Here is a 23,622-nt window from a genome sequence, read left to right as displayed (position 1 = left end):
TTGACTGTCCAGGTCACGCGGATTACGTAAAGAACATGGTTACTGGTGCTGCTCAGATGGATGGTGCTATTTTAGTTGTAGCTGCAACGGATGGTCCAATGCCACAAACACGTGAGCACATCCTTTTAGGACGTCAGGTAGGTATTCCTCGTATGGTTGTATTCATGAATAAAGTGGATATGGTTGATGATGAAGAATTACTTGAGTTAGTAGATATGGAAATTAGAGATTTGTTATCATTCTACGAGTATGATGGTGATAATGGTCCTGTAATTGCTGGTTCAGCATTAGGTGCTCTTAATGGAGAACAAAAATGGGTTGATTCTGTAATGGAGTTAATGGAAGCGGTTGATAACTGGATTGAAGAACCATTGAGAGAGGTGGATAAAGATTTCTTAATGCCTATTGAAGATGTATTCTCAATTACTGGTCGTGGAACTGTTGCAACAGGTCGTATCGAAACTGGTATTGCTAACACTGGTGATCCTGTAGAGATTATTGGTATGGGTGCTGAGAAATTAACATCTACTATTACTGGTATTGAAATGTTCCGTCAAATATTAGATAGAGGAGAAGCTGGTGACAATGCTGGTATCTTATTAAGAGGTATTGAGAAAACTCAAATCTCTAGAGGTATGGTAATTACAAAGCCAGGTTCTGTAACGCCACACTCTAAATTTAAAGCTGAGGTTTACGTTCTTAAAAAAGAAGAAGGTGGTCGTCACACGCCATTCCATAATAACTACCGTCCACAGTTCTACGTTCGTACAACTGATGTAACTGGAAACATTGCGCTTCCTGATGGAGTAGAAATGGTAATGCCAGGTGACAACTTGACAATTACGGTTGAGTTAATACAACCAATTGCAATGAACGTAGGTTTACGTTTCGCTATCCGTGAAGGTGGTAGAACAGTTGGTGCTGGTCAGGTGACTGAGATTTTAGACTAAACAATATAGTTAAATAGTTAATTAAGGTGTCCTGATTTTTCGGGATGCCTTGATTATTGTTTACGGGTTTAGCTCAGTTGGTAGAGCACTGGTCTCCAAAACCAGGTGTCGTGAGTTCGAGTCTCTCAACCCGTGCAAAAGTATAAATGGATTAAATTTTAGTCCAAAAAAAATAAAATCAAATGGCAGGAGTAATAACATATATAAAGGAATCGTTTGAAGAGTTGAAAAACAGTGTGTCTTGGACACCATTGCCAGAAGCTCAAAGATTAACGGTTATTGTAGCTGTGTTTTCAATAATTTTTTCACTAGCTATTTGGGGAGTTGATACTGTTTTTAGTAGAGCAGTAAAAGCTTATTTTGAAATGATTAACTAACACATATACAAAGAAGAAGATGTCTGATAAAAAATGGTATGTTGTTAGAGCAGTAAGTGGTCAAGAGAACAAAATTAAAGCTTATATTGAAAATGAAATTTCAAGATTAGGTTTAGAAGATTTTGTGGATCAGGTTTTAGTACCAACTGAGAAAGTTATTCAAATCCGTAAAGGAAAAAAAATACAGAAAGAGAAAGTTTATTTTCCTGGTTATATAATGGTTCAAGCCAATTTAAGTGGTGAAATCCCTCATATTATTAAATCAATTACAAATGTAATTGGTTTCTTAGGTGAAACTAAAGGAGGTGATCCCGTGCCATTAAGACAGTCTGAAGTAAATAGAATGTTAGGTAAAGTAGATGAACTAGCTATTGAAGCAGATTCTAATGTTGCTATTCCATTTACTAAAGGGGAGACTGTAAAAGTTATAGATGGACCATTCAACGGTTTTGATGGTACTATCGAAAAAATAAATGAAGAAAAACGTAAGCTTGAAGTAATGGTTAAGATTTTTGGAAGAAAAACACCATTAGAGTTAAGTTATATGCAAGTTGAAAAAGTTTAATAATTGTTACAATAAAGATAGCGTTCTATCTATGCTTCCAATATGGATAGTCGCATAAACATTAAAAAATGGCAAAAGAAATAGACAAAGTAGTTAAGCTACAAGTTCGGGGAGGTGCTGCGAATCCATCGCCACCGGTAGGACCCGCTTTAGGTGCCGCTGGAGTTAATATCATGGAGTTCTGTAAGCAGTTTAATGCAAGGACTCAGGATAAGCCAGGTAAAGTTTTACCTGTGGTGATTTCTGTTTACAAAGACAAATCATTTGAATTTGTAATTAAGACTCCACCAGCAGCAGTACAATTATTAGAAGCGGCCAAAGTAAAGAAAGGATCAGGAGAACCAAACCGACGTAAAGTAGCAAAAGTAACTTGGGACCAAGTTAAAACGATTGCTGAAGACAAAATGGTAGATTTAAATGCATTTGAAATCGGATCAGCTATGAAAATGGTTGCCGGTACAGCAAGATCGATGGGTATCACTGTTAAAGGAGGAGAAGCTCCAAACTAAATTTTTAGAAATGGCAATAACAAAGAAGCAAAAAGAAGCAAGAGCAAAGGTTGATAGTAACAAAATTTACTCTTTAGAAGAAGCTTCAGCTTTACTAAAAGAAATTACATACACAAAGTTTGATGCTTCTATTGATTTAGCAATCAGATTAGGCGTAGATCCACGTAAAGCCAATCAAATGGTTCGTGGTGTTGTTTCTTTACCACACGGTACAGGTAAAGATATGAAGGTTCTCGCATTAGTAACACCAGATAAAGAAGCAGAAGCGAAAGAAGCTGGTGCTGATTATGTTGGGTTAGATGAATACTTACAAAAAATTAAAGAAGGCTGGACAGATGTTGACGTTATCGTTACAATGCCAAGCATCATGGGTAAGTTAGGCCCATTAGGTAGGGTGTTAGGGCCAAGAGGTCTTATGCCAAACCCTAAGACAGGTACGGTAACAATGGATGTAGCTAAAGCAGTTGCAGAAGTAAAAGCTGGTAAGATTGATTTTAAAGTAGATAAAACAGGTATTGTTCATGCACCGATTGGTAAAGCATCGTTTAGTACTGACAAAATTATTGGAAATGCCCAAGAATTGTTATCTACAATTATGAGGTTAAAGCCAACCTCGTCAAAAGGTACTTATGTAAAAAGTATTTACATGTCTAGTACAATGAGTCCGAGTATATCAATTGATACTAAAATAGGATAGTAGTTAAACTTAGAATATTATGACAAGAGAAGAAAAATCCCAAGTAATTGAAGAGTTGACTGCGCAGTTAGCAGATAATACTAATATCTATTTAACAGATATCTCTGGATTAGATGCCGCAACAACTTCAAATTTAAGAAGAGCATGTTTCAAGTCTAACATAAAGTTAGCTGTTGTAAAGAATACACTTTTAGAGAAGGCAATGGAAGCTTCCGATAAAGATTTCGGTGAGTTACCAACAACTTTAAAAGGAAACACATCAGTAATGTATTCTGAAACAGGAAATGGGCCAGCTAAAGTAATTAAAGAATTCCGTAAAAAATCTGAAAAGCCGTTATTAAAAGGTGCTTTTATAGAGGAGTCTATTTACATCGGTGACGATTTATTAGATGCATTAGTAGATATTAAGTCAAGAGAAGAACTTATTGGTGAGATTATTGGTTTATTACAATCACCTGCTAAGAATGTTATCTCGGCACTTAAATCTAGCGGAAGTACAATCGCTGGCATCGTAAAGACCTTATCTGAAAGAGAAGGTTAATATAAAAGAATACACACTAGAAAAATTATATTATAACACACATTTATTAAAACAATAGAAAAATGGCAGATTTAAAAGATTTCGCAGAACAATTAGTTAACCTTACAGTAAAAGAAGTTAACGAATTAGCAACTATATTAAAAGAAGAGTACGGTATTGAGCCTGCTGCAGCAGCAGTTGCAATGGCAGCACCTGGACAAGGTGGTGGTGAAGCTGTAGAAGAGCAAACTGAATTCGATGTAATCCTTAAAGCGGCAGGTGGTTCTAAACTAGCTGTAGTGAAATTAGTTAAAGAATTAACTGGTTTAGGATTAAAAGAAGCTAAAGGTTTGGTTGATGATGCACCAAGTGCAATCAAAGAAGGCGTTACTAAAGATGAAGCTGAGGGCTTAAAAACTTCTTTAGAAGAAGCTGGAGCTGAGGTTGAGCTTAAGTAAGATTACATTAACCTACAACATTTGGTTTAGGTCTGGAGTAGTACTCTAAGACCTAAACCCTTTTGTGTATATAAACGTTATATACATTTATTAGTATTTTTAATAAAAATCTCGTTCATCAATGTTAGCAAAAAAGGCTGAAAGAATTAATTTCTCTTCTATTGTAAATAGGACAGATTACCCAGACTTTTTGGATATCCAAATTAAATCCTTCCAGGATTTTTTCCAATTAGAAACAAAGTCAGAAGAAAGAGGAAATGAAGGCTTGTACAATACCTTCATGGAAAATTTTCCAATTACAGACACACGTAATCAATTCGTATTAGAATTTTTAGATTACTTTATTGATCCACCAAGATATTCTATAGAAGAATGTATCGAAAGAGGATTAACATATAGTGTGCCTTTAAAAGCAAGATTGAAACTATATTGTACAGATCCAGAGCATGAGGATTTCGAAACAATCGTTCAAGATGTATACTTAGGTACAATACCTTACATGACTCCAAGTGGTACATTTTGTATCAATGGTGCTGAACGTGTAGTTGTATCTCAGTTGCACAGATCACCAGGTGTGTTCTTTAGTCAGTCTTTCCATGCCAATGGAACAAAATTATATTCTGCTAGAGTAATTCCTTTTAAAGGCTCTTGGATAGAATTTGCTACGGACATTAACAGTGTGATGTATGCTTACATTGATAGAAAGAAAAAATTACCAGTTACTACCCTTTTTCGTGCCATAGGATTTGAGCGTGATAAAGATATTTTAGAGATTTTTGACCTTGCGGAAGAAGTTAAAGTTTCTAAATCTGGATTAAAGAAAGTTATCGGTCGTAAACTTGCTGCTCGTGTACTTAATACTTGGCACGAAGATTTCGTTGATGAAGATACAGGTGAAGTTGTATCTATTGAGCGTAACGAAATTGTATTAGATCGTGACACAGTTATAGATAAAGAAAATATTGAAGAAATTCTTGAGGCGGAAGTAAAAACAATTCTTCTACACAAAGAAAGTGCACAACAAGGAGACTACGCTATTATTCATAATACATTACAGAAAGATCCAACAAACTCTGAAAAAGAAGCTGTTGAGCACATCTACCGTCAATTACGTAATGCTGAGCCGCCAGATGAGGAAACAGCGCGTGGTATTATAGACAAGTTATTCTTCTCGGACCAACGTTACTCTTTAGGTGAAGTAGGTCGTTACAGAATGAATAAAAAGTTACAGTTGGATATTGGAATGGACAAGCAAGTATTGACCAAACTAGATATCATTACCATCATAAAATATCTAATTGAGCTTATCAACTCTAAAGCAGAGATTGATGATATCGATCACTTATCTAACCGTCGTGTACGTACAGTTGGTGAGCAACTATCATCTCAGTTTGGTGTTGGTTTAGCACGTATGGCACGTACTATTCGTGAGCGTATGAACGTTCGCGATAACGAAGTATTTACACCAATAGATTTAATTAATGCTAAGACATTGTCTTCTGTTATTAATTCATTTTTTGGTACAAACCAGTTGTCTCAGTTTATGGATCAAACGAATCCATTAGCAGAGATTACACACAAGCGTCGTTTGTCGGCTTTAGGACCTGGAGGTTTATCTAGAGAAAGAGCAGGGTTCGAGGTTCGTGATGTGCATTATACCCATTATGGACGTTTATGTCCTATTGAAACACCAGAAGGACCAAACATTGGTTTAATTTCTTCTTTATCTGTATTTGCCAAAGTGAATTCAATGGGATTCATTGAAACTCCGTATAGAAAGGTAGATAATGGTGTTGTAGATATTAAAAACACACCAATATATCTAAGTGCTGAAGAAGAAGAAGATATGTTAATTGCTCAAGCTACTATTAAAGTAGATGATAAAGGAAAAATATTAGCGGATAAAATTATCTCTCGTCAAGAGGGTGATTTCCCTGTTATTGATCCATCAAATGTTAACTATACAGATGTTGCACCAAACCAGATTGCATCGATTTCAGCTTCATTAATTCCATTCTTGGAACATGATGATGCTAACCGTGCATTAATGGGATCTAACATGATGCGTCAGGCAGTACCATTATTACGCCCAGAAGCACCAATCGTTGGTACAGGTTTAGAGCGTCAAGTAGCATCAGATTCTAGAGTGTTAATAAACGCTGAAGGAGCTGGTACTGTTGAGTACGTAGATGCTGAAAAAGTGACTATTAGATACGAAAGAACTGAGGAAGCTGCAATGGTAAGTTTTGATAGTGATACAAAAACATATCCTTTAGTAAAATTCAGAAAAACAAACCAAGGAACGTCTATTAACTTAAAACCAATCGTAGAGAAAGGTGATAAGGTTGCTAAAGGTCAAGTACTTTGTGAGGGTTATGCAACCGAAAATGGTGAATTAGCACTTGGTAGAAATATGAAAGTAGCCTTTATGCCTTGGAAAGGGTATAACTTTGAGGATGCTATTGTAATTTCTGAAAAAGTGGTTAGAGAAGATGTATTTACATCTATTCATATCGATGAGTATTCATTAGAAGTTAGAGACACCAAATTAGGTAATGAAGAGTTAACTAATGATATCCCTAATGTTTCTGAAGAAGCCACTAAAGATTTAGATGAAAATGGAATGATTCGCATTGGTGCGGAAATTAAACCAGGAGATATCTTAATCGGTAAGATTACACCAAAAGGGGAATCTGATCCTACACCAGAAGAAAAACTTCTACGCGCCATCTTTGGAGATAAAGCAGGTGATGTTAAAGATGCATCTTTAAAAGCATCTCCATCTCTTAACGGTGTTGTAATAGAAAAGAAATTATTTGCTAGAGCAGTAAAAGATAAACGTAAGAGAGCACAAGATAAAGAAGATATTGAAAAGTTAGAAGATGCTTATGACAATAGATTCGATGATCTTAAAAATGTTCTTGTTGAAAAATTATTCAACATCGTTAATGGTAAAACAGCTCAAGGTATCTATAATGATTTAGGAGAAGAAATTATTCCTAAAGGTAAAAAGTACACCTTAAAGATGTTAAATGCCGTAGATGATTATACGCACCTAACTTCAGGAAAATGGACTACTGATAATCATACTAATGAACTTGTAGCAGATTTAATCCATAATTATAAGATTAAGGAGAATGACCTTCAAGGATCACTTAGACGTGAGAAGTTTACAATCTCTGTAGGAGATGAATTACCAGCAGGTATTATTAAATTAGCTAAAGTTTACATCGCTAAAAAGCGTAAGCTTAAAGTTGGTGATAAAATGGCAGGACGTCACGGTAATAAAGGTATTGTTGCTCGTATCGTTCGACAAGAAGATATGCCTTTCTTAGAGGATGGAACTCCAGTTGATATTGTATTAAATCCACTTGGTGTACCTTCTCGTATGAATATTGGTCAGATTTATGAAACCGTTTTAGGTTGGGCTGGTAAAGATTTAGGAAGAACATATGCAACACCAATTTTTGATGGTGCAACCTTAGATCAAATTAACGAATATACAGATGAAGCTGGTATTCCAAGATTCGGTCATACTTATTTATATGATGGTGGAACAGGAGATCGTTTTGATCAACCAGCAACAGTTGGTGTAATCTATATGATTAAACTTGGTCACATGATTGATGATAAGATGCACGCACGTTCTATAGGACCTTACTCATTAATTACGCAACAGCCTTTAGGTGGTAAAGCACAATTTGGTGGTCAGCGTTTTGGAGAGATGGAGGTTTGGGCACTTGAGGCTTATGGAGCATCAAGTACTTTACGTGAGATCTTAACTGTAAAATCAGATGATGTTATTGGTAGAGCTAAAACTTACGAAGCTATCGTTAAGGGTGAGCCAATGCCAGAACCAGGACTACCAGAATCTTTCAACGTACTTATGCACGAATTGAAAGGTTTAGGTTTAGATATTAGATTAGAAGAATAAATTTAGGTGAGTAATAACAGTTTCGTTTTAGAATGAAACTGTTATTACAAACTAAAGACAATAAAGAACATGGCAAGAAGACAAGATAAGAATACAATTCAGAAATTTAACAAAATTTCTATCGGTTTAGCATCTCCTGAATCTGTTTTAGGAGCATCTCGAGGTGAAGTGTTAAAGCCAGAAACTATTAATTATCGAACTCACAAACCTGAACGTGATGGTTTGTTCTGTGAGCGTATTTTTGGTCCTGTAAAGGATTTTGAATGTGCTTGTGGTAAATATAAAAGAATACGTTACAAAGGTATTGTATGTGACCGTTGTGGTGTAGAAGTAACAGAAAAGAAAGTACGTAGAGATCGCGTAGGACACATCAATTTAGTTGTGCCTGTAGCTCATATCTGGTATTTCCGTTCGTTACCAAATAAAATTGGTTACCTTCTTGGATTACCATCTAAGAAATTAGATATGATTATCTATTATGAGCGTTACGTGGTTATACAACCAGGTATTGCCATGAATGCTGAAGGTGAGCCAATACAAAAAATGGATTTCTTAACAGAAGAAGAGTATCTAAACATTTTAGAATCTATTCCTCAAGAAAACCAATACTTAGATGATACTGATCCTAACAAATTCATTGCTAAGATGGGTGCTGAGTGTCTTATCGATTTATTAGCTAGAATTGATTTAGATCAATTGTCTTATGACTTAAGGCATAAAGCGAATAACGAAACATCTAAACAACGTAAAACTGAAGCTTTAAAACGTTTACAAGTTGTTGAAGCATTTAGAGATTCAAACTTAAACAGAGAAAACAGACCAGAATGGATGATTATGAAGGCTGTTCCTGTAATTCCACCAGAATTAAGACCTTTAGTGCCTTTAGATGGTGGTCGTTTTGCGACTTCAGATTTAAATGATTTATACCGTCGTGTAATTATCCGTAACAACCGTCTTAAAAGATTGGTTGAGATAAAAGCACCAGAAGTGATTTTACGTAATGAAAAACGTATGTTACAAGAATCAGTAGATTCATTATTTGATAACACACGTAAATCATCTGCTGTAAAAACAGATTCTAACAGACCATTAAAATCATTATCAGATTCTCTTAAAGGTAAGCAAGGACGTTTTCGTCAAAACCTACTTGGTAAGCGTGTTGATTATTCTGCACGTTCTGTTATTGTAGTAGGACCAGAATTAAAATTATTTGAATGTGGATTGCCAAAAGGTATGGCAGCAGAACTTTACAAACCTTTTATTATTAGAAAACTAATTGAAAGAGGAATTGTGAAAACTGTAAAATCTGCAAAGAAAATTATAGATAGAAAAGAGCCTGTAGTTTGGGATATCTTAGAGAATGTTTTAAAAGGACATCCAGTACTTTTAAATCGTGCTCCAACATTACACAGACTTGGTATACAAGCATTCCAACCTAAGCTTATCGAAGGTAAAGCGATACAGTTACACCCATTAGTGTGTACTGCATTTAATGCCGATTTCGATGGTGACCAGATGGCAGTGCATTTACCTTTAGGACCTGAAGCAATTTTAGAAGCACAACTTTTAATGTTGGCATCACATAATATTTTAAACCCAGCAAATGGGGCACCAGTTACTGTACCTTCTCAGGATATGGTACTTGGTTTATATTATATGACTAAGCTTAGAAAATCTACTAAAGAAGTTCCTGTTAAAGGTGAAGGCTTAACATTCTATTCTCCAGAAGAAGTAACAATTGCATACAATGAAAAGCAAGTTGACTTAAACGCTGGGATTAAAGTGAGAACTATTGATTTTAACGAAGAAGGAGAACTTACTAAGCAAATTATAGAAACAACTGTTGGTCGTGTGCTTTTCAACGAAAAAGTACCAGCAGCAGCAGGTTATATAAATGAGGTATTAACTAAGAAATCTTTAAGAGATATCATACATGGTATTCTTAAAAAGACAAGTGTGCCTGAAACTGCTGATTTCCTTGATGAGATTAAAACACAAGGGTATAAGTTTGCATTCCAAGGTGGATTGTCATTTAGTTTAGGTGATATTATTATTCCTAAGGAGAAGCAAGGAATGATTGATGCTGCCAATAAGCAGGTTGATGGTATTATGGGTAACTATAATATGGGACTTATTACCAACAACGAACGTTATAACCAAGTTATTGATATCTGGACATCTACAAATGCAGAATTGACTGAATTGTCAATGAAACGTATCCGTGAAGATCAGCAAGGATTTAACTCAGTGTTTATGATGCTAGATTCTGGTGCAAGGGGTTCTAAAGAACAGATTCGTCAGTTAACAGGTATGCGTGGATTAATGGCTAAGCCTAAAAAATCTAATGCAGGTGGTGGTGAAATTATTGAAAATCCAATTCTTTCTAACTTTAAAGAAGGACTTTCAATTTTAGAGTACTTTATCTCTACTCACGGTGCACGTAAAGGTCTTGCAGATACGGCTCTTAAAACTGCGGATGCAGGTTACTTAACACGTCGTTTGGTAGATGTTTCACAAGATGTAATTGTTTATGAAGAAGATTGTGGTACACTTAGAGGAATCGAAGTTTCTGCACTTAAGAAAAACGAGGAAATCGTTGAAAACTTAGAGGCTAGAATAGTTGGTAGAACATCTCTTAATGATGTTTATAACCCATTAACAGAAGAACTTATTATAGAAGCAGGTGGTCATATTAATGATATCATAGCTAAGAAAATTGGGGATTCTCCAATAGAATCTATAGAAGTACGTTCACCATTATCATGTGAAGCTAAAAAAGGTATTTGTGTAAAATGTTATGGACGGAACCTTGCTACTGGTAAAATGGTACAAAGAGGTGAAGCTGTTGGTGTAGTTGCTGCTCAGTCTATTGGTGAGCCAGGTACTCAGTTAACATTGCGTACGTTCCACGTAGGTGGTATTGCTGGTAACATCTCTGAAGAGAATAAATTAACTGTTAAGTTTGATGGTGTAGCAGAGATTGAAGATCTTAAAACAGTAAAAACTAAAGATAATGATGGAAAAGAGGTTGATGTTGTAATCTCAAGAACTTCAGAATTAAAATTAGTTGATGCTAAAACAGGAATTGTTTTAAGTACAAATAATATTAATTACGGATCATTTATCTATGTTAAGCCAGGTGATAAAGTGAAGAAAGGTGATGTAGTTTGTCAGTGGGATCCTTATAATGGTGTAATTATTTCTGAATTTGCTGGTAAGGTGAAGTATGAAAACATCGAACAAGGTATAACTTACCAAGTTGAGATTGATGAACAAACAGGTTTCCAAGAAAAAGTAATTTCAGAATCTAGAAATAAGAAGTTAATTCCAACATTACTTATTGAAGATAAGAAAGGCGAGACTATCCGTTCATATAACTTACCTGTAGGTGCACACATAATGATTGATGATGGCGAGAAAATTGACATCGGAAAGATTTTAGTTAAGATACCTCGTAAATCAGCTAAAGCTGGTGATATTACTGGTGGTCTTCCTCGTGTAACAGAATTATTTGAAGCACGTAACCCTTCTAATCCTGCTGTAGTAAGCGCGATTGATGGTGTCGTATCTTTTGGTAAAATTAAGCGTGGTAACCGTGAAATCATTATCGAATCTAAATTGGGTGAGGTGAAAAAATACTTAGTAAAATTATCTAATCAAATTCTTGTACAAGAAAATGATTATGTAAAAGCTGGTATGCCTTTATCTGATGGTTCTATAACTCCAAACGATATCCTAAATATTAAAGGCCCTTCTGCGGTTCAACAATACTTAGTAAATGAAGTACAAGAAGTATATCGCTTACAAGGTGTGAAGATTAATGATAAGCACTTCGAAGTTGTTGTAAGACAGATGATGCGTAAAGTTAGAATTATTGATTCTGGAGATACTATTTTCTTAGAGAATCAATTAGTTCATAAATCAGATTTCATAGAAGAAAATGATAAAATTTTCGGACTTAAAGTGGTTGAAGATGCTGGCGAATCAGAGAATTTAAAATCTGGTCAAATCGTATCTGTAAGAACATTGAGAGATGAGAATTCTAGCTTACGAAGAGAAGATAAAAATCTTGTAACAGCAAGAGACGCCAGTCCTGCGACTGCAACTCCAATTTTACAGGGTATTACTAGGGCTTCATTACAGACTAAGTCGTTTATATCTGCGGCATCGTTCCAAGAAACCACTAAGGTTCTTAACGAAGCAGCTGTAAATGGAAAGGTTGATACGCTTGAAGGACTTAAAGAAAATGTAATTGTTGGTCACAGAATACCTGCTGGTACAGGTGTTAGAGAATACGAACATATTATTGTAGGTTCTAAAGAAGAGTTTAATGAAATGATGAAAGCTAAAGAAGAAATGAATTTTAACTAAATTAGACTTAGATTATACAAGCGAAGGCGAAGTAAAATCTGATAGTCGAATTTATCCCGAACTCGATTTGGGATCTCATTAATTTGAGAAGTATATAGAATAGAAATAAAGGCCTTCAAGTTATTAACGAGAAGGCTTTTATGATTTTAAAGAAACAATTAATTAGACTTCCACTTTCGTGGAAGCTTAAACAAGTTTAAGATGGCAGACGAAAAAAACAATCCTAAAAAAGGACAAATTAATATAGAATTAGACGAGAAAATAGCGGAAGGTATATATTCGAACTTAGCAATTATTAATCATTCAGTTTCTGAATTCGTAGTTGACTTTGTAAGTATTATGCCAGGAACGCCAAAAAGCAAGGTTAAGTCTCGTATTATACTAACACCACAGCACGCCAAAAGATTACTAAAGGCTTTAGCTGAGAATGTTACACGTTTTGAAAAAGCACATGGTGAAATCAAAGATTATGAGCAACCTCCTATACCTCTTAATTTCGGACCAACAGGTCAAGCCTAATGCTTTAGTCGAAACAATGATCTATTAAATAAGCATATTGAGATGTTCGAAATGTTTTTTACCAGCAACCTCATATACCTCTTAATTTTGGCTCAACAAGCCAAGCTTAAAAAAATAAAACCCTTTGAAAATTTAATTCAAAGGGTTTTATTAAGCAGTTCAGTAGTCTCTACTTAGGCAACATCTTTTTGGTTTAAATAATATTGTAATGCACCTGATGGACATTTATTAACCTGATTAATAATGGCATCAGTTTGTGCTCCTTCTAAATCAATCCAAGGAATCACGGAATTTCTAAATACATTTGAAAGCTGTTTGGCGCAAATGCCAGCATTTGCACAACAGCGAGGTTTGTAGGTAACAGTAATCTCTTCGTTACTGAAAACGTTTGAGTTTATATCCATAATAAGTAGATTAGTTTGGGGTTAATCTTAGTCTGAAAGTATCGATTGCTATTTAAAATCGAATACTTTATCGATAAAAAGCTAAAAACATCGTTAAAAAGCTATATTTCTAGAAGGCATTCGATGAACTACATAGTTATTCTACTCAAATTCTGAAGTCAAATGGAATGTAATACTAGGATATTTTTGTTGAGTCATCTGTAATGTAAACGTAGAATCTGCCAAGAATACTAATTGGTTTTGCTTATCTCTTGCTAGAAAACGCTGCTTAACTCTTGAGAATTCTTTAAATTCTTCACTTTTTTCGTCGTTAGTCTCAACCCAGCAGGCTTTATGTACATTTAAATTTTCATAGGTACACTTCGCTCCATACTCGTGCTCTAATCTATATTGAATAACTTCATATTGTAAAGCGCCAACAGTACCAATAACTTTACGACCATTTAAACCCAACGTAAATAATTGTGCAACTCCTTCATCCATCAATTGATCAATACCTTTATTAAGTTGCTTCGATTTCATTGGGTCTGCATTATTAATATATCTAAAATGTTCTGGTGAAAAACTAGGAACTCCTTTATAGTTTAAAATTTCACCTTCAGTTAAGGTATCACCAATTTTAAAACTTCCTGTATCTTGTAAACCAACGATATCACCAGGATACGAAATATCTACAATTTCTTTCTTTTCAGCAAAAAATGCATTTGGACTAGAGAATTTGAGTTTTTTATTAAGCCTTACATGTAAGTATGGTGTATTGCGTTTAAATTCTCCTGACACAATTTTTATGAAAGCTAATCTATTTCTATGATTAGGATCCATATTAGCATGGATTTTAAATACAAAGCCAGTAAACTTATCTTCGTCTGGTTTTACTAAGCGTTCTTCACTATGTTTTGGTCTAGGTGTTGGAGCAATTTCAACAAAGCAATCTAAAAGTTCCCTGACTCCAAAATTGTTTAAAGCAGAACCAAAAAACACAGGTTGTTGGTCGCCATTTAAATAATCGTCTTTATTAAATTGAGGGTAAATACCATCTACCAATTCTATCTCTTCTCGTAATGTGTTTGCAGCAGTTTCACCGACAAGATTGTCTAATTCTGATGATGATAAATCTGAAATCTCGATAGTTTCTTCAATATCTTTTCTACTGTCTCCAGAAAATAAATTAATATTTTTTTCCCATAAATTATATATGCCTTTAAAGTCGTAACCCATTCCTATTGGGAAACTTAACGGCACAACTTTTAATCCCAATTTTTGTTCAATTTCATCTAATAGGTCAAAAGCATCTTTACCTTCTCTATCCATTTTATTGATAAAGACAATCATTGGTATGTTTCGCATTCTACAAACTTCAACTAATTTCTCAGTTTGTTCCTCAACACCTTTGGCAACGTCAATAACAACGATGACACTATCTACTGCTGTTAGGGTTCTAAACGTATCTTCTGCAAAGTCCTTGTGACCTGGAGTATCAAGAATATTAATTTTAATACCGTTGTATTCAAAAGCTAAAACAGAAGTGGCAACAGAAATACCACGTTGACGCTCAATCTCCATAAAATCACTTGTTGCACCTTTCTTAATTTTATTGCTCTTTACAGCACCAGCTTCTTGTATGGCACCACCAAATAAAAGCAGTTTTTCAGTAAGTGTTGTTTTACCTGCATCTGGGTGAGAGATAATACCAAAAGTTCGTCGTCTGTTTATTTCTGTAATAAAGCTCATAATAATAGTTGAAAAAGCAGTGCAAATATATCATTAATAAGTTCAATTAAAATAACTAATCAAAAGGTTTTAATGGATTACTATTTGAGATAACATCCATATATTTATGGCTGTAAATTTGAAAACTATGATAAGAAGATTATTAATGGCGTTTGTTTGTTTAATTGTATTTAATTTTTGCCATTCACAAACTATTGTCAATAATCAAATAGAGGGTAACGATGCTATTATTAAAATTGAAAATTATATTTTATCTAACGAACTAGATTCTGTACATTACTTAATTTCTAACCATAAAGAAACACCTTATTTAAATCAATTATTTAGAATTTCACAAAACTTAAATCCTAGTTATTCAGATTATATTAAATTTATCTCAAGGTTAGAAGTGAAGTCTAATATATCCTATGAAATCATTTCTGACTATATCAATAAAAATGTAGCAGAACCGAGAAGCATTAAAGATATAGATTTAGACTATGTAAATATAAAATGGAGTCAAATATCAAAGTTAAGGGACGATGTAACGGTTGAAGAGGCTTCAAAAATTCAAACGGATTTAGAAAATTATATAAACCGTTTTAACCCTAATGATGTCAGCGTGCGTAAGGCTCAGATACTTGCTAGTACACATCAAATTGTATTATATATAATTCAGAGAGAAATAGATAAAGGGAAGAAACTATGCTTTGATAATTTTAAAGAAGCTAAAGATTTAGGTGATAAAGAATTAATGATAATGTCCCTATACTATTTATGTGATTTTTTACTTTTTGAAGGTAAGTTAGATGAATATATAAATACCTCGGAACAAAGTTTGGAAATTGAGAGGACACTGCCATATAAAAGTTCTTATTACAGTGCCACTTTAGTACATATTATAGATGCTTATATATTTAAGGGAGGAAAAGATAACAGAGTACAAGCTTTACTTAAAGAACTTTATGATAGACCAAGTACAAGGGAGCAAAGTTATTCTTTATATGCAAAATATTTAGGAACTATAGATTTAAAATCTCCTATAGCTATAGGAATTTTTAGACAATTTAAGGCTTCAAAATTAACAGAGTTCAGTCAATTAATTGAAAAAGGAGCTGCAGAAGTATTAAATCCTAATGATTTATATCAATTACAAAGAGAGATTTCTAACACATTAGAGATCCATGGCTTTTTAAAAGATGCTCTTTCATATAGAGATAAAACAATTGTGCTTACAAAAAAAATCTATTCTCAAGATTTAGCTAATTCGTTAGCTAGCTATAAAGTAAAGCAAGCTGTAAAAGAAAAAGATTTGATAATTAAACATCAAAAAGAGAGAACAGACCTATATATGGTTATTGCTGTTTTAATTGCAGGCTTGTCTTTAATTTTAATTTTCGCATATTTTAAAAAGAAAAAACAATCAAAAATTTTAGAAGAAAAAAACAAACAAATTAATATTACATTAAAAGAAAAGGAGCTTCTTGTTAAAGAGGTGCATCATAGAGTAAAAAATAATTTTCAAATTGTATCGAGTTTACTTGAGTTACAAACTAAAGGAATAGAAGATGAAAAGGCATTAAATCTTGCTACAGAAGGTAAGAATAGGGTAAGGTCTATGGCTTTAATTCATCAAAACTTGTATCAAAATAAAGATGGTCTAATAGATTTCAATGAGTACATATACCTTTTAGTTAATGAGCTAACGTCACTAAATACGTCGAGCAATAAAGTAGAAACTAATTTAAATGTTCAGAACATATATTTTGATGTAGATACTGCTATTCCTTTAGGTCTAATTATTAATGAATTAATTACTAACGCTTATAAGCACGCTTTTAGTGCAAATAAAAAAGGTAAACTCAATATTTCAATTGCTAAGATTGATACTGATAATTATAAACTAGTAGTTTCTGATAATGGTTCTGGTTTAGATTCTAACCTAGATATTAAAAATTCCAAAAGTGTAGGGTTAAGGTTAATTAACCGTTTAGTTAAGCAAATTCAGGGTACATTATTGTTTATTAATAATGATGGTGCGCAGTTTGAGATTATATTTAAGAATACAGAATCTCGCAAAATTATTATGTAATACACAATTGTTTTATTATTCATTAACAATCTATCGATAAGTTAATTAATTTTACAAATAGAAATCAACGCTTTAATGAATAATATAAAAATTTTAGTAGTCGAAGACGAAATCATAATAGCAGATAATATTTGCGATATGCTTAAAGAGTTGGGCTATCAAGTATTAGAGCCTGCATTAAATTTTACCGAAGCTATTGAAACTATTGAAAACGAAAAACCAGATATAGCTATTTTAGATATTCAACTTTCTGGTAAAAAGACAGGTATAGATTTAGCAAAAATAATTGTAGAGAAATATAGATTTCCATTTATATTTCTAACATCAAATGCGGATTTAGCAACATTAAACGAAGCTAAAAAAGTAACACCATCAGCTTATTTAGTAAAACCATTTCCTAAGCGGGAGATATATCTATCTCTAGAAGTTGCCCTTTATAATCACGCTCAAAAGTCTGTGCCATTATATAAAGAAGAATTAATTATAAAAGATGCTTTGTTTTTAAAAGTAAAAGGTGTCTATCAAAAAATAATGTTCGAAGATATACTCTATTTAAAAAGTGATCATGTTTATTTAGAGTTGTTTCTCACCAATAATAAAACCCTATTGGTAAGAGCAAGTTTAAATGATATACTCAGTAGGCTAACAAAAGATTTTATTCGTATTCACAGAAGTTTTATAATAAATTCAAAGTATTTAACTCAAATCGAAAATGGATCATTAAGAATTAATGATAAAATTATTCCTGTTGGAAAAAAATACCGCCAAGAGATTTTAGACAAGATTAATTATATTTAAAAACAACTTCACTTTAGTAATAACAGTTTGTTATAGTCTAAGAACGACGTAATACCTGTTCGTAACATAAATTGTTTATCGTTTAGCGCTTAATCCTATTTTCACGTAGTTAAAAGTGCTTTTTGTTAGCAAATTAATAATTTTAAGGATTAAATAATGTATTTGTTTTTTTCTTAATTTAGCGTTAAGAAAATTTTAAGACTAATTTTCTTGTTAATTTTTTGAAGTTGATTAATAGCAGATCTCTTCTCTAATAAAGTACTTAGTTTTTTATCAAAATTTCAATTGTGACATTGAGGTATCCAAAAGTGTCTTAATAGTAATGAATGTTAGATATTTAATCTTAATATTGAATAATCTTACAAAAAATTTGTTTTTTACACTTTAACGAATATATTTGCACTTTATCGACAAGATTAACTTGTCGTATATATAAAATTGAATTATACATCAACTATATAATAATATGAAAATCTCTACCCGATTCTCGATTAAATCTAACATTATAAAATATACGTTAGTATTTTTTATATCTGTATTATCCTCAAGTATATATGGCCAAACTAATATTGGCGGTATAATTAATACTTATGAAGCAGTCACAGGTATAACCAATCCAGGTTGTGTTACATGTGATACAAACCCAGTATGTCTTAATCAAATCAATGTTGGTGATGCATCAGGCTTTTCTGTAGGGGATAAAGTTTTAATAGTACAGTTAAAAGGTGCTACAATAGACCAAACTAATACAGCTACTGGTGGTAGTATTATAAGTTTAGGTAATGCTGGTAACTATGAGTTTTTTGATATTAGTGCTATTGTAGGTAATACAATTTCACCACTAGCTCCATTATTAAATACTTATGATAGTACAGGACTTGTACAAATTGTGCGTGTTCCTAATTATGCAGGCGACGTTAATGTAATTTCAGAATTACAAGCACAGCCATTTAATATTGTTACAGGAGAAGGTGGTATAATAGCGCTTTTTGTTGAGGGTACATTAACATTGAATGCTAATGTAAATGCTTCAGGTGTTGGATACATTGGTGTAGAAATGACGTCTAATGGGTCTCCTGATAATTGTGGTATTAATCCAAATGTGCAATATAACCTAGTTACAGGAAACACAGATAGTTGGTTTAAAGGTGGTGGAGTTGCTTTTTCAGGTGTAAGTAATCAAAAAGGTAGAGCGCCTCTAGGTAATGGAGGTGGAGCTGGTGTTTCTGGTGATTCTGGTGGTGGAGGTGGTGCAAACTACGGAGCTGGTGGAATTGGTGGTGATAGATGGTGTGATGTTAACGGTGTTACAGCAGGTGGTATTGGTGGTAATGCATTATCCCCTTTTATTGGTGTTCAAAATAGAGTATTTTTTGGTGGTGCTGGTGGTGCCGGTTTTGTAACTTCTGGTAATTCAGCTACGGCTTCAAATGGAGGTGGTATTGTTGTGATAAGAGCGACTACTTTAGTAGGTAATAATAATATAATTGACGCGTCTGGTATTGATGCTACTGCTACTGCTACAGGTATTGATGGTGGTGGTGGTGGCGGTGCCGGTGGTTCTATTGCTTTTGATGTTAAATCATATACAGGAAACCTTACTATTGATATAGATGGTGGTGATGGTCAAAGTCTAGATACAGGAGTTATTCATGGTCCAGGTGGTGGAGGTGGAGGTGGAGTGTTTTTACACAATCTATCTACTTTGCCAGGTGGCATTACGGTATCATTATCTGGTGGTAATTCAGGTGTTCATAACAATGCGCCAAATGTTGGTAATGCGCATAATGCGCAACCAGGTAGTAACGGAGGTATTATAAGATACTATGATTTAGTTGAAACTGAAAATACTGATGGTAACATAGGTACCAATGATGGAATCCCTGATTTATGTGATTTAGATTCAGATAATGATGGAATTTTAGATTCTGTAGAAGATGGTGGTACAGGTATTGATCCATCCTTGGATGCTGATGGTGATGGAATACCAAATTACTCAGATCAGAGTGATATCACTGCGGGTTTTCCACCTTTTGTAGATACAAATGGAGATGGTGTTAACGATGTATATGATAATGATGGTGATGGCGCGCCAGATTTTCAAGATTTAGATAGCGATAATGATGGTTGTTTTGATTCTATTGAATCTGATGGTACAGATACTAATAACGATGGTGCTTTAGATGGTGATGGTTTTAATAATGTAGGTCAAGTTACAACAGGTGGCGCAATCACAGATGGATATGATGGTGTAACTGGTAACGAAATAGAAGCAGTACAACTTACAGTAGATACAACTCCAACAAACCAAACAGAAAATGCAGGTGATGCAGCAAGCTTTACAGCTTTAGCAACAGCAGATTCAGCGACAAGTTATACAACAGGTACACCAAATTATGGCACACCAGACAATGCAAATGTTGGAGTTAATTACCAATGGTATATTGGCGATCCAGATTCTGGAGGTACTATAATAGATGGTACAGATACTAATTATACAAACTTTACAACAGGCACATTAAATATTGCTGATGTAACAGGTTTAGATGCTACACAATATTGTGTACTTATTACTCACGATGAAAATTCATGTATAAGAGAGATTAATTGTGCAACGCTAACAGTAAATGCTGTTTGTGATATTACAGCAATAGCGTCTTCAAATATAGATTCATGTAGCGATAATGGTACACCAACAATTTTAACAGATGATACATTTACAGCAGATATTACTGTAACATTTACTAGTGCACCAGCAACAGGGACATTAAATTTAACAGGTGATGGAACTGCTTCAGTTTCTGCAGTTGGTTTAATGTCACCACATACGTTTGTGGATGTTACTCTGCCAGCAGATGGTGAAGCCATAGGTTTAGCAGCAACATTCTCTGCTGAAACCAGTTGTACATTTACAGAATTAAATGTAATGACTGCACTTTTTGAGTGTAGTGATGATGCATGTCCAGATGTTATACCACCTGGCAATCCAATATTTCAATTAGCAGCAGCAGATGTTACTTTTGATATCACAGGAACTGGTGGAGCTGCAGGCGCAATACTAAATTCAATTACTGTGGCTGGTGAGCCAAATCCTTTTTCAGGATTTTATGTTCCATCTGCAGTTGAATATCAGTTTTCAATACCTGAGCAAAATAATCAGTACCTATATAATATGGGTGTCTTAGGCGGAAATATTACCGACAACGCAATACTATTTGATGGACCATTATTAGAAGCATATTCAGATAGGGATATGACAAATTATTTCTCAGCTGATAATATAGTAGCACCTGGTATCACACCAACTGATTTTGTTGATATAAAATATGATGCTCCAATTACGTCTGCAGCAAATAGATATATGGTTGCAATGGAACGTGGTGGAAATAGATCTTATAGAATACAGGCACTAGATGCTACAGGTAATCCAATAGGATCTTTGCGTACTACAAATACGAGTACATATATAGATACAAATGTACAAGTAGATGCAGTTAATTTTCCTGGTGAAAACATAGAATTCAATATTTTTCCATTGACCTCATTTGTAACTTCTGGAAATGATATATATGGGTTTAGAATTATATATAGGAATTCATCTTCTGGTGATGGTGGTGATGGTAAAGTATTTGTTTTATATGATCCAGCATTTTTACTACCATCACCGACAATAGAAGCTACTACTAGCTCAGTTCAGCCAACATGCCCAGTAAACCAAGGGTCTATTACTATAGATGCTACAGATAATGGAGGTGGAACAATAGAGTATAGTCTAAATAGTTTAAGTGGTACTAATGATCAAGGATGGCAAGCATCAAATGTGTTTAGCAATTTACCACCAGACACTTATACTCCTAGTGTTAGATATCAATCAACACCAACGTGTATTACGGTTTCCATTAACCCGATTACATTAGACGATTCAGGTTTTAATATTACAGCAATCACATCATCCGATGTAACAGCATGTAATAGTAATGGAACTCCATCCGATATTACAGATGATACTTTTACAGCAGATATAACAGTAACTTTTGACGGAGCTCCTGTAACAGGAACTCTAGATTTAACAGGTGATGGTACAGCATCAGTTTCAGCAGTAGGCTTAACCTCACCTCATACATTTAATGATGTTGTTTTCTCAGCTAATGGCAATGATGTTTCTTTAACAGCGACATTCTCTGATGCAGCAACATGTACATATACAGATTCTGCTGTGCTAACAGCACCTACAGAGTGTAGTGATGACGCTTGTAATGATGCAATACCGGCAGGTAATCCAACAGCAGCATTGGTATCTGGAGATGTAACTTTCGATATAACAGGAACAGGCGGTACAGCTGGTGCAGTTATAAATTCTATAGCTGTGGCAGGAGAGCCTAATCTATTTACAGAGTTTTACGTACCCTCTACAGTTAGTTATTCATTTACTAACCCAGCAGCGACAAATCAATACTTATATGATATGGGTGTTTTAGGCACCAATATTTCTGATGGTCCAGCACTTTTTGATCCAGAGGTATTAGATGCATATAGAGATAGAGATTTAACTAATTATTTATCAACGGATAATAATATCGATCCGGTTGATTTTGTTGATCTTATGTATGATGCTCCAATTGCCGCAGCTGCTAATAGATATATGGTAGCATCAGAGCGTAACGGAAACAACTCATATAGAATTCAAGCTTTAGATGCTACTGGGATTCCTATAGGCACATTGGTTGTTACATCTACAGGTACTTATATAGATACTGCTATTCAAGTAGATGCAACCAACTTCCCTGGTCAAAATATAGAGATGAGTATTTATCCATTGACAGCTTTTGTAACATCAGGAACTGATATATATGGATTTAGAATTAGATTTAGAAATTCATCAGCTGGTGATGGAGGAGACGGTAAGATATTTGTAATGTACGATCCAGCATTCTTAACACCTCCACCTACTATAGAAGTAACAACTAGTGGTGTGCAGCCAACCTGCCCAACCAACCAAGGCTCAATAACAATTGATGCCACAAATAATGGTGGAGGAACAATAGAATATAGTATTAATGGAGCTACAGGTCCATGGCAAACATCTAATGTGTTTAATAACCTTCCGCCAGCGACATACACACCTGCAGTAAGATACCAAACAACACCTGCGTGTTTTGCAGTATCTAATAATCCAATTACATTAAATAGTATGGATTGCCCTGTTATAGAACTTGTTAAGAGTGTAGCGAGTGTAGCATCAGTAGGAGCAGCAAGTATTTTAGATGATGAGATTACCTATAGCTTTACTGTAACGAACACTGGAAATGTCACCTTAACAGATATTGTAGTTACGGATCCAGTATTAGGCATAGTAGCGTGTGTATCGACGAGTTTAATACCAGGAGCGAGTACAACGTGTAGTGCAGGAGTTTATGCGATTACCCAAACCGATATAGATAATGGTGGTGTAGAGAATAGTGCAAGTGTAAGCTCAGAAGGCCCAGGAGGAGATACAGGAAATACGGCTGATGACATAACCGATGTTTCGGATACAGGTACAGAGTCAGACGGAACAACAGCAGTAGCTGATCCAGCGAACGAAGAGACCGCTGATATTGATGGAGTTAATGGAGATAATAATGATGTAGATCCAACGAATGATGTAACACCATTTGAGATTCCAGAAGACCCAAGTATCGAGTCTATCAAGACGGTATCGATAACGAATGATGTTTT

The 23,622-nt window shown here is 34.3% G+C and carries 14 protein-coding genes, 1 tRNA gene and 1 pseudogene; 14 read left to right on the top strand and 2 right to left on the bottom strand.

What is annotated here, in order from left to right; genetic code table 11:
- The 11 genes from tuf to AAC053_RS08540 form a co-directional block, all read left to right on the top strand.
- Positions 1 to 950 (top strand): elongation factor Tu (gene tuf, locus AAC053_RS08590; RefSeq protein WP_339755355.1); only part of this gene is annotated, 950 nt, incomplete at its 5' end.
- A 62-nt stretch (positions 951 to 1,012) separates the two neighbouring features.
- Positions 1,013 to 1,085 (top strand) — tRNA-Trp (locus AAC053_RS08585).
- A 47-nt stretch (positions 1,086 to 1,132) separates the two neighbouring features.
- On the top strand, positions 1,133 to 1,327 hold the full coding sequence (gene secE, locus AAC053_RS08580) for a preprotein translocase subunit SecE (RefSeq protein ID WP_339755353.1): 195 nt from the start codon (positions 1,133 to 1,135) through the stop codon (positions 1,325 to 1,327).
- Positions 1,328 to 1,346: 19 nt separating this feature from the next.
- Positions 1,347 to 1,892 carry a transcription termination/antitermination protein NusG gene (gene nusG / locus AAC053_RS08575; protein ID WP_339755351.1) on the top strand — a complete coding sequence of 182 codons (546 nt, stop codon included), beginning with the start codon at positions 1,347 to 1,349 and terminating at the stop codon, positions 1,890 to 1,892.
- Between the two features lie 68 nt (positions 1,893 to 1,960).
- A complete protein-coding gene (gene rplK / locus AAC053_RS08570; RefSeq protein ID WP_339755349.1) occupies positions 1,961 to 2,401 on the top strand; it encodes a 50S ribosomal protein L11 in 441 nt (146 codons plus the stop codon).
- Positions 2,402 to 2,411: 10 nt separating this feature from the next.
- Complete coding sequence (rplA, locus tag AAC053_RS08565; protein ID WP_339755347.1) at positions 2,412 to 3,098, top strand: 50S ribosomal protein L1; 687 nt, start codon at positions 2,412 to 2,414, stop codon at positions 3,096 to 3,098.
- Positions 3,099 to 3,117: 19 nt separating this feature from the next.
- Positions 3,118 to 3,639 carry a 50S ribosomal protein L10 gene (gene rplJ, locus AAC053_RS08560; protein WP_339755345.1) on the top strand — a complete coding sequence of 174 codons (522 nt, stop codon included), beginning with the start codon at positions 3,118 to 3,120 and terminating at the stop codon, positions 3,637 to 3,639.
- 62 nt (positions 3,640 to 3,701) lie between these two features.
- Positions 3,702 to 4,076, top strand: a complete 375-nt coding sequence (gene rplL / locus AAC053_RS08555) for a 50S ribosomal protein L7/L12 (RefSeq protein WP_339755344.1) — start codon at positions 3,702 to 3,704, stop codon at positions 4,074 to 4,076.
- 121 nt (positions 4,077 to 4,197) lie between these two features.
- Positions 4,198 to 8,010 (top strand): DNA-directed RNA polymerase subunit beta, encoded by a 3,813-nt coding sequence (rpoB, locus tag AAC053_RS08550; protein WP_339755342.1) that lies wholly within the window; start codon positions 4,198 to 4,200, stop codon positions 8,008 to 8,010.
- Between the two features lie 69 nt (positions 8,011 to 8,079).
- Positions 8,080 to 12,381, top strand: a complete 4,302-nt coding sequence (gene rpoC, locus AAC053_RS08545) for a DNA-directed RNA polymerase subunit beta' (protein ID WP_339755340.1) — start codon at positions 8,080 to 8,082, stop codon at positions 12,379 to 12,381.
- 201 nt (positions 12,382 to 12,582) lie between these two features.
- A complete protein-coding gene (locus tag AAC053_RS08540) occupies positions 12,583 to 12,900 on the top strand; it encodes a DUF3467 domain-containing protein (RefSeq protein ID WP_339755338.1) in 318 nt (105 codons plus the stop codon).
- Between the two features lie 173 nt (positions 12,901 to 13,073).
- Here the strand turns inward: AAC053_RS08540 and AAC053_RS08535 are convergent, their stop codons facing one another.
- Together AAC053_RS08535 and AAC053_RS08530 are read right to left on the bottom strand one after the other, a co-directional pair.
- Positions 13,074 to 13,304, bottom strand: coding sequence for a (4Fe-4S)-binding protein (locus AAC053_RS08535; protein ID WP_339755336.1), 231 nt, complete (start codon positions 13,302 to 13,304; stop codon positions 13,074 to 13,076).
- 141 nt (positions 13,305 to 13,445) lie between these two features.
- Positions 13,446 to 15,035 (bottom strand): peptide chain release factor 3, encoded by a 1,590-nt coding sequence (locus tag AAC053_RS08530; protein WP_339755334.1) that lies wholly within the window; start codon positions 15,033 to 15,035, stop codon positions 13,446 to 13,448.
- Positions 15,036 to 15,162: 127 nt separating this feature from the next.
- On the opposite strand from AAC053_RS08530, the gene AAC053_RS08525 reads away from it, so the two are divergent.
- The 3 genes and pseudogenes from AAC053_RS08525 to AAC053_RS08515 all read left to right on the top strand — a co-directional run.
- Positions 15,163 to 17,106, top strand: coding sequence for a sensor histidine kinase (locus AAC053_RS08525; RefSeq protein ID WP_339755332.1), 1,944 nt, complete (start codon positions 15,163 to 15,165; stop codon positions 17,104 to 17,106).
- A gap of 75 nt (positions 17,107 to 17,181) precedes the next feature.
- Positions 17,182 to 17,904, top strand: a complete 723-nt coding sequence (locus AAC053_RS08520; protein ID WP_339755330.1) for a response regulator — start codon at positions 17,182 to 17,184, stop codon at positions 17,902 to 17,904.
- 466 nt (positions 17,905 to 18,370) lie between these two features.
- A pseudogene (locus AAC053_RS08515) lies at positions 18,371 to 23,622 on the top strand (hypothetical protein); the annotation flags it as partial.

This window comes from uncultured Winogradskyella sp. (assembly GCF_963975125.1).
Taxonomy (GTDB): Bacteria; Bacteroidota; Bacteroidia; order Flavobacteriales; family Flavobacteriaceae; genus Winogradskyella.
This window is presented reverse-complemented; position numbering and strand designations above follow the sequence as displayed.

What these genes read in the sequence shown, in the direction of transcription:
- AAC053_RS08535 (WP_339755336.1), bottom strand. Translation starts at nt 13,304, where the DNA reads ATGGATATAAACTCAAACGTTTTCAGTAACGAAGAGATTACTGTTACC.
- rplJ (WP_339755345.1), top strand. Translation starts at nt 3,118, where the DNA reads ATGACAAGAGAAGAAAAATCCCAAGTAATTGAAGAGTTGACTGCGCAG.
- rplL (WP_339755344.1), top strand. Translation starts at nt 3,702, where the DNA reads ATGGCAGATTTAAAAGATTTCGCAGAACAATTAGTTAACCTTACAGTA.
- AAC053_RS08525 (WP_339755332.1), top strand. Translation starts at nt 15,163, where the DNA reads ATGATAAGAAGATTATTAATGGCGTTTGTTTGTTTAATTGTATTTAAT.
- secE (WP_339755353.1), top strand. Translation starts at nt 1,133, where the DNA reads ATGGCAGGAGTAATAACATATATAAAGGAATCGTTTGAAGAGTTGAAA.
- rpoB (WP_339755342.1), top strand. Translation starts at nt 4,198, where the DNA reads ATGTTAGCAAAAAAGGCTGAAAGAATTAATTTCTCTTCTATTGTAAAT.
- rplK (WP_339755349.1), top strand. Translation starts at nt 1,961, where the DNA reads ATGGCAAAAGAAATAGACAAAGTAGTTAAGCTACAAGTTCGGGGAGGT.
- nusG (WP_339755351.1), top strand. Translation starts at nt 1,347, where the DNA reads ATGTCTGATAAAAAATGGTATGTTGTTAGAGCAGTAAGTGGTCAAGAG.
- rplA (WP_339755347.1), top strand. Translation starts at nt 2,412, where the DNA reads ATGGCAATAACAAAGAAGCAAAAAGAAGCAAGAGCAAAGGTTGATAGT.
- AAC053_RS08520 (WP_339755330.1), top strand. Translation starts at nt 17,182, where the DNA reads ATGAATAATATAAAAATTTTAGTAGTCGAAGACGAAATCATAATAGCA.
- AAC053_RS08530 (WP_339755334.1), bottom strand. Translation starts at nt 15,035, where the DNA reads ATGAGCTTTATTACAGAAATAAACAGACGACGAACTTTTGGTATTATC.
- AAC053_RS08540 (WP_339755338.1), top strand. Translation starts at nt 12,583, where the DNA reads ATGGCAGACGAAAAAAACAATCCTAAAAAAGGACAAATTAATATAGAA.
- rpoC (WP_339755340.1), top strand. Translation starts at nt 8,080, where the DNA reads ATGGCAAGAAGACAAGATAAGAATACAATTCAGAAATTTAACAAAATT.